Here is a 12,415-nt window from a genome sequence, read left to right as displayed (position 1 = left end):
GGCGGCGCGCCGCGCGTCCGCGCGCGGGCGGGGGGCCGCGGCCACGCGGCGCCCCGGCCCGCACCCCCCGGACGCGATCAGCCCACCGACGAGTAGGCGACCACACCCCGGAGCAGCTCGTCGACGGCCTTGCGCGCGGCCTTGGCCACCGTCGACCCCTCCGCGGCGGAAGCAGCGGAGATCTGCCCCAGCACGTCGATGACCTGCTTGCACCAGCGCACGAAGTCGCCGGCGGGCATCTCCGCCTCGCGCAGCACCTCGTCGAGGCCCTTGCCGGAGGCCCACATGTAGGCCGACCAGGCGAAGCCGAGATCGGGCTCACGCTGGCCCACCCCCTCGGTCTGGCTGATCCGGAAGTCCTCCTCCAGAGCGTCCAGCCGTCCCCAGATGCGCACCATCTCGCCGAGCGCGGCCTTCGCCTTGCCCGAGGGCAGCTTCGGCGCCATGGCGTCGTCCCCGGCGCGCGACTCGTAGACCAACGCCGAGACACACGCGGCCAGTTCGGCGGGGGCCAGCCCCTCCCACACTCCCGCGCGCAGGCATTCGCTCGCCAGCAGGTCGAGTTCGCCGTAGAGCCGGGCGAGCCGCTTGCCGTGCTCGGTGACCTCGTTGCCCCGGAGGTAGTCGAGCTCGGTCAGGAGCGCCACGATCCGGTCGAAGGTACGGGCGATCGTGTTGGTGCGCCCCTCGATGCGACGCTCCAGCTGCGAGGTGTCCCGCAGCAGCCGGTGGTAGCGCTCGGCCCAGCGGGCGTGGTCCTCACGGTCGGCGCAGCCATGGCAGGGATGCGCGCGGATCGCCGTGCGCAGCCGGGCGATCTCCCGGTCGTCGGCGGCCTGCGAACGCTGCTTGCGGGCCCGCTCCGGCGGGATGTGCCCGGCCTTGGTGCGCAGCGCCGAGGCGAGATCGCGGCGCGACTGCGGCGAGCGCGGGTTGAACGACTTCGGGATCCGCATCCGGTCCAGCGCCTCGACCGGCACCGGGAAGTCCATCGAGGCCAGCCGCTTGACCTGCCGCTCGGCGGTGAGGACCAGCGGACGCGGCCCGTCGTGCTGCTCGAAGCCGCGATGGCCGTTGGCCCGGCCGGCGGGCAGGCCCGGGTCGAGCACCAGCGCCAGTCCGGCGTACTTGCCGGTGGGCACGTGGATGACGTCCCCCGGCTTGAGCTTCTCCAGCGCCACGGCGGCCTCGGCGCGCCGCTGGCTCGCCCCCTGCTTGGCCAGTTCGGTCTCGCGGTCCTTGAGGTCGCGGCGCAGCCCCGCGTACTCGTCGAAGTCACCGAGGTGGCAGGTCATGGAGGCCCGGTAGCCCTCCAGCCCCTCCTCGTTGCGCTGCACCTGCCGGGAGATCCCGACCACCGACCGGTCCGCCTGGAACTGCGCGAACGAGGTCTCCAGCAGTTCGCGCGAGCGGTGCCGCCCGAACTGCTCGACCAGGTTGACGGCCATGTTGTACGACGGCTTGAAGCTGGAGCGCAGCGGATACGTGCGGGTGCCCGCGAGCCCGGCGAGGTGCTCGGGGCTCATCGCGCGCTGCCACAGCACGACGGCGTGACCCTCGACGTCGATGCCCCGTCGGCCCGCGCGGCCGGTGAGCTGGGTGTACTCGCCGGGAGTGATGTCGGCGTGCTGCTCGCCGTTCCACTTGACGAGCTTCTCCAGCACCACCGAGCGGGCGGGCATGTTGATGCCGAGGGCGAGCGTCTCGGTCGCGAAGACGGCCTTGACCAGGCCGCGCACGAAGAGCTCCTCGACGACCTCCTTGAAGGTCGGCAGCATGCCCGCGTGGTGGGCGGCGATGCCGCGCTCCAGTCCCTCGAGCCACTCGTAGTAGCCGAGGACGTGCAGGTCCTCGTGGGGGATGGCGGCGGTGCGCTCCTCCACCAGGGCGCGCACCTCGGCCCGCGCCTCCTCGTCGTTCAGCCGCAGCCCGGCGTACAGGCACTGCTGGACGGCGGCCTCGCAGGCGGCACGGCTGAAGATGAAGGTGATGGCGGGCAGCAGCCCCGCGGCGTCGAGCCGCTCGATGACCTCCGGCCGCCCCGGCGTCCACACCCGCGACCGCTGCCTGCGCTCCCGCTCGCGGTCGGCCTCGCGCATGTTCCGGCCCCGCTTGCGGTCCTGGTACGAGGGCCGGCTCGCCTCCATACGGGCCAGCCGCGTGAGGTCGGGGTTGACGGCTCTGCGCTGGCCCTCGCCCTCCTCGAACAGGTCGTACATCCGCCGCCCGGCGAGCACGTGCTGGAACAGCGGCACGGGCCGGTGTTCGGAGACGATCACCTCGGTGTCGCCGCGCACGGTGTCCAGCCAGTCGCCGAACTCCTCGGCGTTGGACACGGTGGCCGACAGCGAGACCAGGGTGACCGACTCGGGCAGGTGGATGATCACCTCTTCCCACACGGCGCCCCGGAAGCGGTCGGAGAGGTAGTGCACCTCGTCCATCACCACGTACCCGAGGCCGAGGAGGGTCTGCGAACCGGCGTACAGCATGTTCCGCAGCACCTCGGTGGTCATCACGACCACCGGGGCATCGGAGTTGACGCTGTTGTCGCCGGTCAGCAGGCCGACCTTGTCGCTGCCGTAGCGTCGGCACAGGTCGGAGTACTTCTGGTTCGACAGCGCCTTGATGGGCGTCGTGTAGAAGCACTTCTTGCCCTGCTGGAGGGCGAGGTGGACGGCGAACTCGCCCACGATCGTCTTGCCCGAGCCGGTGGGAGCGGCCACCAGGACGCCCTTGCCCGCTTCGAGTGCCCGGCAGGCCTCGATCTGGAAGGGGTCGAGGCCGAAGTCGTACATCTCGCGGAAGGACGCGAACGCGGTGGCCTGCTCGACAGCGCGCTTGCGTGCTGCCGCGTACCGCTCGGCCGGTGAGAGATCCTCTGTCATCGTGCTTTCGAGCGTACCGGGCCGCACTGACAACAGGACGATCATTATCCGGATCCGGTCCGGACAAACCTCCGTACGCCCAGCTCACAGGGGCACGGGCGGCACGTTTCAGGGGCCGATGACCCGCACCGCGCCCGGCACGCACCGCGCGGTGAGCGGCAGTTCCCCGAGCCGCTCCCCGTCCGCGTAGCCCGAGACGCCCTCGGCGAGGATCTCGACCTTCGCCGCGCGCAGCACGGTGACCTTCGGATGATCGACGTGCGTCCCCCGGTACACCTTCGGGAACACCCGTAGCAGCGTCGTCCGGCTGCAGTCCCCGACGACCGTGACGTCGAACAGTCCGTCGGTGAGGTCGGCGCCGGGGCAGATCCGCATACCGCCGCCGTAGGACGACCCGTTGCCGACGGCGACGAGGGTGGCCTCGACCTCCCGGACCACTCCGTCGTCGAGGGTGATGCGGTACGGGAACGGGCGGAACGCCGCCAGTTCGGCCAGCATCGCGAGGTCGTACCTGGCGCGTCCGACAGGCCATCGCATGCGGTTGCCCCGGTCGTTGACCCGGGAGTCGAAGCCGGAGGCGAGGACCGTGCCGAACCAGCGGTCTCCCACCCGGCCGAGGTCGACGTCGCGGATCCGGGCGCCCTTGAGGGCGTCGGCGACCAGCCGGGCCGCGGCCGCCGGATCGCGGACGGGCAGACCGAGGGCGCGGGCGAAGTCGTTGCCGGTGCCGGCGGCGATCAGGCCGAGCGGGGTGCGGGTGCCGGCGACGGCCTGGAGCGCGAGGTGGGCCAGTCCGTCACCGCCGACGGCGATCAGGGCGCCGGTACCGGCGGCGACGGCGGCACGCGCGCGGGCGAGGGCGTCCCCGGCGTGCGCGCCGAGGACCGTGTCGACCGTGTAGCCGGCCGCCCGCAACGCGGAAGCGGCCGGCGGCGCGGCGTGAGCGCCCCGGCCGCGGCCCGCGGCGGGATGGACGAAGAGGGTGATCTCGCTGGTCACGGGGATGACCTTAGGAGCTCTCCGACGTCTGTCAGGTCACGTCGTCATAACCGTTCACGCGCTCCGTGCTCGCCTGTTCCGGCAGCGCGCGGCTCGCGGTCACCGGCTCGACCGCGTCGACGGCCTCGGGCGTGAGGTCCAGCTCGGAGGCCTCGTCGTCGGCTGGGCCCAGGGCGTCGCGGCGGCGCCTGCGCCGGTCGTTCAGCAGGGAGAAGGCGGTGGCGCCGAAGTACAGGATCCAGATCGGTCCGGCGAGCGCCAGCATCGAGATGGGGTCGGTGCTGGGCGTGGCCACGGCGGCGAACACCGTGATGCCGATGATCATGGCCCGCCACCAGCCGAGCATGCGCCTGCCGGTGACCATGCCGGTGAGGTTGAGGAAGACCAGCAGCAGCGGCAGCTCGAAGGAGAGGCCGAAGACGACCACCATGCGCGTGACGAGCTGGAGCAGGTCGTCCAGCGGCAGCAGGTTGCTGACGCCGCCCGGCGTGAAGTCGATCAGCACCTTCGCGGTGGTCGGCAGCACCCGGTAGGCGAAGTAGCCGCCGCCCAGGAACAGCGGGGCGCCCATGCCGACGAACGCGTAGGCGTACTTGCGCTCGTGGTTGTGCAGGCCGGGGGCGATGAAGGCCCACAGCTGGTAGAGCCAGACCGGCGAGGCGAAGACGATCCCGGCCATCAGGGAGACCTGCAGGGCCAGCGTGAACGGCGCGAGCAGACCGTTGATCGTGATGCTCGCACACTTGTTCGTGGCGTCGCCGGAGTTGAGCTGGCCCGCGATCTCCTCGAAAGTCTTCCCGCAGCCGACCGAGTCGAGGATCGGCTTGGTGAGGAAGTTGATGATGTCGTTGTAGAAGAAGGCGGCTACGACCGTCACGACGACGATGGCCAGCATCGCCTTCGCGAGCCGGTTGCGGAGCTCACGAAGGTGATCCGCGAGGGGCATCCGCCCCTCGGGGTCCTTCTCCTGTTTGCGGGCAGGCTTCAGCAACCCACGTTCCCATCTCGTGCGGCGGGCCGGAGGTCACCGGCCCTGCGTCAGCGCTTGGTCGTGTCCGTCGGCTCGGTGACCGGACGCGAGCTGGTCACGTCGCCGGGGGCGGCCTGGATGGTGCGCTGAGCCGGGGGCTGCTCGCCGTCGTTCGGCGGGCCGGCCGGGGTGGCCGTGCCGCTGCCGTCTTCCTTCATCGCCTTCGCCTCGCTCTTGAGGATGCGAGCGGACTTGCCGAGCGAGCGCGCCATGTCGGGAAGCTTCTTGGCGCCGAACAGCAGGATGACGACGACGAGGATGAGAATGATCTCGGGGGCGCCGAGCCTTCCGAACATAAGTCTTTACCTTCTCACCGAGGCTGCGGGGGTGGGATGCCGTCCGATCGGTCGGACACCTGTCCGAACGATCGTGATGACAGCGATCGTAACGCTCAGGGGTAAACGTGAGGCAATCCCCGTGCGTACTCCCGGTCCGCGGTCCGGGCCTCGTTCTCCGATCCGCGACCAGCAGCGTACCTGTCCTCCCCGCCGGGGCGGGAGGGCGAAGTGGCCCAAAACGCATTCGGAGCAGGACTCACAGGGCGCCCACAGCACCGGGCGGGAGTCTCCACAGCGACCGTCACAGCGTGTCCACAGCGCGGGCCGCGCTCGCCGCGGCCCGTTCCAGATCCTGGGCCGCCCGGTCGATGCGGCGCGCGGACTCCGCGACCTGCCGCCCCAGAAGCCGCGCCTCCGAGAACACCCGTACGGCGAACACCGCGAGGACGGCGAGACCTGCGAAACCCATGACAACCGCGAACATCGGCCAGAACATGGGGCGAGCCTAGACCGTCCTACGGGGTGTGCAGCCGCAGGGTCCTGACCCCGCCGCCGGTGAGCAGCTCGACGATCCGCTCGCCGGCCGGCTTGCGCACGGCGGCACCGCAGTCGGGGCAGGTGAAGGAGTAGAAGGTGGTCCGGCTGGACGCGCCGATCGCCAGTCGCAGGGCACTCGCGGCCAGCTCGAAGGCGCCTCGGCAGTCGGGGCACCCGGCCCGGAAACGCACCGGACCCGCACTGCGCATCCCGGCGAACGCGGAGGCCACGGAGATGCCCCGCACACCGGACGCCGTCGACTCGTTCACAGCCCCTGCTCCCGCCCGTCGAACCGACTCCCACCCCGCTGTCCCGGCTGCTCGCCGCGGACCGCGGGCGGCCCGTCGGCCGCGCCGCGCGCCTCGAGCCCGTCGTACGCCGCGAGCGCCTCACGGGCGGCCAGGCGGGCGCTGTCGGCGAGCTCCGGCGGCGACACGATCCGGCCGTCACGGCCGAGCCGCAGCGCCAGCCGCCTGAGCGAGGCGGGTTCGGGCGTACGCAGAGTGATACGCAGTCCGCCGTCGGAAAGCTCATCGGCGCTGTCGTGCGGGTAGTACTCGGCGACCCAGCGGCCGCCCGGGCCGACCTCGACGACGACCTCCGGGTCCTCGGCGGCCGGCTGCACGAGCCCCTCCGACAGGTCCCGGAGCTCGATCTCGGGCGGCGCCGACGGCTCGTCGAGGATCTTGATCTCGGCGACCCGGTCCAGCCGGAAGGTGCGCCGCGCCTCCGAGCGGCGGCACCAGGCCTCCACGTACGTGTGCCCGACGCTGACCAGCCGGATGGGGTCGATCTCGCGCTCGGTGACCTGGTCGCGCGCGGGCGAGTAGTAGCGGATCCACAGCCGGCGCCGCTCGGAGATCGCCCGGTCGACGTCCGCGAAGACCCCGCCCTCCGACTCGAACGTCACCGACAGCCGCGCGCTCGCGCCCGCCGCCTCACCGGCCGCGGCCTCCACCTTGGCCGTCGCCCGCAGCAGCGCCTGCCGGTCGCCCTCCCGCAGACCCGGCAGCGTGGACACCGCCCGGGCCGCCACCAGCAGCGCGGTCGCCTCGTCGGCGGCCAGCCGCAGCGGTTCGGCGGCCTCCGCGCCGAGCGCGGCCGGGTTGTGCCACCAGATGCGCTCCCCGTCGGTGTCGATGTCGAGGAGGTCGCCGCCGCGGAAGCTGGTGCCGCACATGGGCAGCACGTCGAGGTCCGAGACCAGCTCGTCCTCGGTGATGCCGAACGCGCGCGCCACGTCCTCGATCCGCGCGCCGGGGCGCTCCCTGAGATACGTCACCAGGGAGAGCATCCGCCGCGTCTGGTCGATGGCGTTCGTCGGCCTGACCGGTTTGCCTGCCACTGTGTTGCTCGCTCCCCCTCAGCCCTTGGCCACGGCCCGTAGCCGGTCCACGACGTCCGCGCGCAGCTCGGCGGGATCGAGGACCACCACGTCCGGCCCGAACTCCACCAGCCAGGCGTCCAGCCCGTGCCCGTACGGAATCTCCAACTCGTCCCAGCCGTCGCCGAGTTCCCGCACCGCGGTGGCCTTCGCCCGCAAGGGGTACCCGGCGTCCGTCCGCAGCCGGATCAGCGCGCTGCGGTCGGCGGTCTCCCCCGCCCAGCTCGCGACCGTCTCACGGACGGTGACCACGTCGGGGACCGGCACGGTGAAGCTCGTCCCCCGCGAGCGCACCTTTCCGGTGATCCGTGAGAGCCGGAAGACCCGCTCGGCGCCCCGGTCGCGGTCGAATCCGGCCAGGTACCAGTGGCCGCGCCAGCACTCCAGCGCCCACGGCTCGACGTGCCGGGGCTCCGGGTGCGCGGCGGTGGCCTTGCGGTAGTCGAACATGACGGGCCGACGGTCGCGGCAGGCCAGCATCAGCGGCTCGAACGCGGCCTCGTGCACGGGGATCCTGGGCTCCAGGGCGCCGTGTGCCTCGTACGGGTCGACGTCCTCGGGGAGCCCCGCCGCGCGCAGCTTCTGCAGGGCTCCGCTCGCCGCGCCGGCCAGCCGCGCCTGCTGCCACACCTTGGCGGCCAGGCCCAGCGCCGCGGCCTCCTCGGCGTCCAGCGTGATGGGCGGCAGCCGGTTGCTGTCGCGGCGGGCGAGGTAGCCGATCTCGCCGTCCAGGCTCTCCACGGTCTCGATGACCAGGCCGAGCTCGCGAAGATCGTCCTTGTCCCGCTCGAACATCCGGTTGAAGGAGTCGTCCGAGCCCGTCCCGCCGTTGCCCGGCCGGAAGGTCTCGACATACGCCTCGATGGAGTCGCGCAGCTCACGCTTGCTGAGCGGCCGGCGCGTCCCGAGCAGACACAGCGCCAGGTTCATCAGCCGCTCGGCCTTGGCAATGGCCATCGACGCCCTTCGCCTCCCCTATGGTGCTTACGATCGACGACCGTACCGCCCCGCGGCTCCCGGGCAAAAGCCGAGGGCCCATGCCCGGGCGGGCATGGACCCCAGGTGATCAACACCGGTCGTACGACGGTCAGACCCCGAGCAGGTCCACGACGAAGATCAGCGTCTCGCCGGGCTTGATCGCCGGGGTGGGGCTCTGGTTGCCGTAGGCGAGGTGGGCCGGGATGGTCAGCTGGCGACGGCCGCCGACCTTCATGCCCTGCACGCCCTGGTCCCAGCCCTTGATGACGCGTCCGCCGCCGAGCGGGAAGCGGAACGGCGTCCCGCGGTTCCAGCTGGCGTCGAACTCCTCACCGGTGCTGAAGGCGACACCGACGTAGTGGACGCTGACGTTGTGGCCGGCCTGGGCGACCTCGCCGTCACCCTCCCAGATGTCCTTGATCTCGAGGTCCGCCGGGGGCTCGCCGCCGGGGAAGTCGATCTCGGGCTTGTCAATGCTCACGTCACTGGCTCCTGCATGTCTCACGGAAAGGCAACACGGACAGTCTTACACCTTCGCCGGCCTCACACCTTGGCGATGATGTCCACCGAGAACACCATGGTCGAGTCCTTCTCGATCCCGCTGCCGCTCGGCGGGCTGTCGCCGTAACCCAGCGACGGCGGCACGACGATGACGACCCGGCTGCCCACCTTCTTGCCGGTCAGGCCCTGCGCCCAGCCCTTGACCACCTGCTGGAGCGAGAACGAGGTCAGCGAACTGCGGCTGTACGAGGAGTCGAACTCCTTGCCCGTGTCCCAGACGACGCCCTTGTACTGCACCAGCACGGTGTCGTCCGCCGCGAGCTTCGGGCCGTCACCCTCGATCACGTAGTTCGACACCAGCTCGGTCGGCGGGTCCGACTTGGGGATCTCGATCGAGGGCGCCTTGCCGTCGGTGTTCGTCCCCACCTTCGGCACGGCGGCGTCGTCCTGCGGCACGTCCTTGCCCTTGGCCGAGCTCTTCGCGTTGAAGGTGTCCTGGATGTCGAAGACGAACACCAGCGTGTCGGTGCCCTTGATGCCCGTGTCCGCGTCGCCGTCCTTGCCGAAGGCCCAGGTCGGCGGCACCGAGAAGAGCACCCGGCTGCCGGTCTTCTTGCCCGTCAGCGCATAGCGCCAGCCGTCGATGGTGCCGCCCTGCGCGAGCTGGGTGAACAGCGGCTTCTTGGTGTCGTAGGTGTTGAGGAGGACCTTCGCGCTGTCCCAGATCTGGCCGAGACAGTTCGCCTGGATGTAGTCGTTCTCCGCGACGGTCTTGCCGCTGCCCGCGATCACCGTCTTCACGGCCAGCTGGTCCGAGGGCTCACCGGTGCCCTTGGCGACCGTCGGCTTCTGGTCGAACTTCACGCCCGCCGTGATGGCCGGCAGCGGGCCGTCGACGATCTTCGGTGGGGGCGTGGCCCCGGCGGAGGACGACGCGCTGTCGCTCGCCTTGCTCGAGTCGGACTTGTCGTCGCCGCAGGCGGCGAGAGTGACCAGTCCCGCGGGTACGGCGGCAAGGATGAGTGAGCGTCGGCGCACGATGAAGCCTCGTAATCGGTCGATCTTCTGATGGCGTGCGCGCTACCTTAGCGACGTTTGTCGACGTGCGAAGGGCGCCGTACGGGAACGTACGGCGCCCGTGTCGCGTTCCGCACCGCGTGCGGAACGCGACACTCACATTCCGGCGATCAGTTTCTCCACCCGGTCGTCCACCGACCGGAACGGGTCCTTGCACAACACGGTGCGCTGCGCCTGGTCGTTGAGCTTCAGGTGGACCCAGTCCACCGTGAAGTCCCGGCGCTGCTCCTGCGCGCGGCGGATGAAGTCGCCGCGCAACCGCGCCCGGGTGGTCTGCGGCGGCACCGACTTGCCCTCGAAGATCTTCAAGTCGTTGCAGATCCGCGCCGCTTGGCCTTTTCGCTCCAACAGGTAGTACAGACCACGACGACGGTGGATGTCGTGATAAGCGAGGTCTATCTGCGCCACCCGCGGATGCGACATCGTCATGTTGTGCTTGGCCCGGTACCGCTCGATGAGCTTGTACTTCATCACCCAGTCGATCTCGGTGCCGATCCGGTCGAGGTCCTCCGCCTCGATCGCGTCCAGCGTGCGGCCCCACAGCTCCAGGACCTGGTCGACGGTACCGGTGCGCACACCCCGGCGCTCGACGAAGTCCACGGCCTTCTCGTAGTACTCCCGCTGCACCTCCAGCGCGGAGGCCTCCCGGCCGCTGGCCAGCCGCACCTTGCGCCGGCCCGTGATGTCGTGGCTGACCTCGCGGATCGCCCGGATCGGGTTCTCCAGTGTCAGGTCCCGCATCACCGTGCCCGCCTCGATCATGCGCAGCACCAGGTCGGTGGCGCCGACCTTCAGCAGCATGGTCGTCTCGGACATGTTGGAGTCGCCGACGATGACGTGCAGACGGCGGTAGCGCTCGGCGTCCGCGTGCGGCTCGTCGCGCGTGTTGATGATGGGCCGCGAGCGGGTCGTCGCGGAGGAGACGCCCTCCCAGATGTGCTCGGCCCGCTGGCTGACGCAGTAGACGGCCCCGCGGGGCGTCTGCAGCACCTTGCCCGCGCCGCACAGCAGCTGGCGGGTCACCAGGAACGGGATCAGGATGTCCGCGAGCCGGGAGAACTCCCCGTGCCGGGCCACCAGGTAGTTCTCGTGGCAACCATAAGAGTTGCCCGCCGAGTCCGTGTTGTTCTTGAAGAGGTAGACGTCGCCCGCGATTCCTTCCTCGTGCAGGCGTCGCTCCGCGTCCACCAGGAGTCCTTCGAGAATGCGCTCGCCGGCCTTGTCGTGGGTGACCAACTCGGTCACGTTGTCACATTCCGGTGTCGCGTATTCCGGATGCGATCCCACGTCGAGATAGAGGCGGGCGCCGTTCCGCAGAAAGACATTGCTGCTTCGGCCCCATGACACGACACGGCGGAAGAGGTACCGCGCCACCTCGTCGGGAGACAGCCGACGCTGTCCCCTGAACGTACATGTGACGCCGTACTCGTTCTCCAGCCCGAAAATGCGGCGGTCCATGAGTGAACATTACGCCCGATCCCCTGAACTGAAACGGGGTTCGGCAGCACGGTTTGGATCATTTTCCGATGAAGCCGCAACGACCGCACTTCCGGCGGGAACGGCAAGTACCCGCCCTGTGGCCAGCAAAACCATCAGCGATACGGCGCCCGCGACAGCCGGCACCGTGAATCCCCACAGCGCGCCGCCGGCCTCGACGACCGGACCCGCCAGGCCCGTTCCCACCGACGCGCCGACCGTGAACGTGGTCACCAGCCAGGAGAACGCCTCCGTCACCGTCCCGCGCGGCGCGTGCCGGTCGACGATGACGAAGGCGCAGGCGATGGCGGGCGCCAGGAACACACCCGCGAGCGCCGTCAGCGCCACCATGGCCACCGCACCGGGCATCAGCGTCAGGGGCAGGTAACACACCGCCAGAAGCGCCACCAGCCCGCGCAGTCGCCGCTCCGGCGTCCCCGCCCACTGGCGCGCCCCGTACACCACGCCGCCGAGCAGCGCGCCGAGCCCGAGCGCGGCCATCAGCCAGCCGTACACCGCGTCACCGCCGTGATCGTCCGCGTACGGCACGGAGGCCACCGTGATGGAACCGAGCGCCACGCCGATGAACAGGAACGCCCCGAGGAGCGCCAGCAGGCCGGGCGACCGCAGCGCGCCCAGCCAGTGCGCCTCACGCGGGGCGGACCGCCACGCGCGCGAGGGCGGCGACATCACGACCGACAGGGCGCCCAGCACCCCGACCGCGTTCAGCGCCAGCAGGGCGCCCTGCGCCGACCACAGCGACACGCACAGGGTCACCAGCAGCGGCCCGACGGTGAACATCACCTCCTGCGCCACCGCGTCCATCGCGTACGCCGTGTGCACCTGGTCCTCGCGGCGCAGCACCGCCGGCCACAACGCCCGCAGGCCGCCCTCCAGGGGCGGTGTGAAGAGTCCGGCGGCCGCCACCGCCAGGTACGCGAGCGAGGGCGGGTCCACGCCCACGAAGGCGAAGACGGCCATGGCGAGGGCGGAGCCGAGCGCCGCGGGCAGCTGGACCCCGGGCTGTCCGTGCCGGTCGACCAGCCGCCCCAGCAGCGGCTGCCCGACGGCGTTGGCGACGCCGTAGACGGCCGCCAGCGCGCCCGCGAGGCTGTAGGTGCCGCCCTCCGCGCGCACGAACAGCACGATCGCGATGGCGGCCGTGGCGTTCGGCAGCCGGCCGACGAGCGTGCCCGTCAGCAGCCGGGCGGCGTGCTTCGCCCTGAGGATCTCCAGGTATCCCGCGGCCAATGTCCCGCCTCCGTCGGCT

The 12,415-nt window shown here is 71.0% G+C and carries 12 protein-coding genes; all 12 read right to left on the bottom strand.

Translation table 11 applies throughout. The features are described 5' to 3' along the window. Positions 1 to 77: 77 nt before the first annotated feature. The 12 genes from J2X68_RS27925 to J2X68_RS27870 all read right to left on the bottom strand — a co-directional run bounded on the left by J2X68_RS27925 (position 78) and on the right by J2X68_RS27870 (position 12,396). Entirely contained in the window at positions 78 to 2,930 is a 2,853-nt protein-coding gene (locus J2X68_RS27925; RefSeq protein WP_310435328.1) for a DEAD/DEAH box helicase, read from the bottom strand. Between the two features lie 63 nt (positions 2,931 to 2,993). Beyond that, positions 2,994 to 3,884: a diacylglycerol kinase gene (locus tag J2X68_RS27920; RefSeq protein WP_310435327.1), complete on the bottom strand. Its 891-nt coding sequence runs from the start codon at positions 3,882 to 3,884 to the stop codon at positions 2,994 to 2,996. Between the two features lie 31 nt (positions 3,885 to 3,915). Beyond that, entirely contained in the window at positions 3,916 to 4,875 is a 960-nt protein-coding gene (gene tatC, locus J2X68_RS27915; RefSeq protein ID WP_310435326.1) for a twin-arginine translocase subunit TatC, read from the bottom strand. A gap of 47 nt (positions 4,876 to 4,922) precedes the next feature. Beyond that, positions 4,923 to 5,210 (bottom strand): Sec-independent protein translocase subunit TatA, encoded by a 288-nt coding sequence (tatA, locus tag J2X68_RS27910; RefSeq protein WP_310435325.1) that lies wholly within the window; start codon positions 5,208 to 5,210, stop codon positions 4,923 to 4,925. Between the two features lie 283 nt (positions 5,211 to 5,493). After that, positions 5,494 to 5,688 carry a hypothetical protein gene (locus J2X68_RS27905; RefSeq protein WP_310435324.1) on the bottom strand — a complete coding sequence of 65 codons (195 nt, stop codon included), beginning with the start codon at positions 5,686 to 5,688 and terminating at the stop codon, positions 5,494 to 5,496. A gap of 19 nt (positions 5,689 to 5,707) precedes the next feature. Next, positions 5,708 to 5,998: a hypothetical protein gene (locus tag J2X68_RS27900; protein ID WP_310435323.1), complete on the bottom strand. Its 291-nt coding sequence runs from the start codon at positions 5,996 to 5,998 to the stop codon at positions 5,708 to 5,710. After that, on the bottom strand, positions 5,995 to 7,074 hold the full coding sequence (locus J2X68_RS27895; protein ID WP_310435322.1) for a WYL domain-containing protein: 1,080 nt from the start codon (positions 7,072 to 7,074) through the stop codon (positions 5,995 to 5,997). The genes J2X68_RS27900 and J2X68_RS27895 overlap by 4 nt, the downstream gene beginning before the upstream one ends. 18 nt (positions 7,075 to 7,092) lie before the next feature. Beyond that, positions 7,093 to 8,070 carry a WYL domain-containing protein gene (locus tag J2X68_RS27890; protein WP_310435321.1) on the bottom strand — a complete coding sequence of 326 codons (978 nt, stop codon included), beginning with the start codon at positions 8,068 to 8,070 and terminating at the stop codon, positions 7,093 to 7,095. A 130-nt stretch (positions 8,071 to 8,200) separates the two neighbouring features. Beyond that, the gene (locus J2X68_RS27885; RefSeq protein ID WP_020128331.1) at positions 8,201 to 8,572 is read right to left on the bottom strand and encodes an FKBP-type peptidyl-prolyl cis-trans isomerase; all 372 of its coding nucleotides are present in this window, start codon (positions 8,570 to 8,572) and stop codon (positions 8,201 to 8,203) included. 62 nt (positions 8,573 to 8,634) lie between these two features. Then, positions 8,635 to 9,630, bottom strand: coding sequence for an FKBP-type peptidyl-prolyl cis-trans isomerase (locus J2X68_RS27880; protein WP_310435320.1), 996 nt, complete (start codon positions 9,628 to 9,630; stop codon positions 8,635 to 8,637). 135 nt (positions 9,631 to 9,765) lie between these two features. Beyond that, a complete protein-coding gene (gene pafA / locus J2X68_RS27875; RefSeq protein WP_057607036.1) occupies positions 9,766 to 11,127 on the bottom strand; it encodes a Pup--protein ligase in 1,362 nt (453 codons plus the stop codon). A 9-nt stretch (positions 11,128 to 11,136) separates the two neighbouring features. Further along, positions 11,137 to 12,396 carry an MFS transporter gene (locus tag J2X68_RS27870; RefSeq protein ID WP_310435319.1) on the bottom strand — a complete coding sequence of 420 codons (1,260 nt, stop codon included), beginning with the start codon at positions 12,394 to 12,396 and terminating at the stop codon, positions 11,137 to 11,139. Positions 12,397 to 12,415: the final 19 nt, after the last annotated feature.

Origin of the sequence: Streptomyces sp. 3330 (assembly GCF_031456635.1) — a bacterium.
In the GTDB taxonomy this organism is placed as follows: Bacteria; Actinomycetota; Actinomycetes; order Streptomycetales; family Streptomycetaceae; genus Streptomyces.
This window is presented reverse-complemented; position numbering and strand designations above follow the sequence as displayed.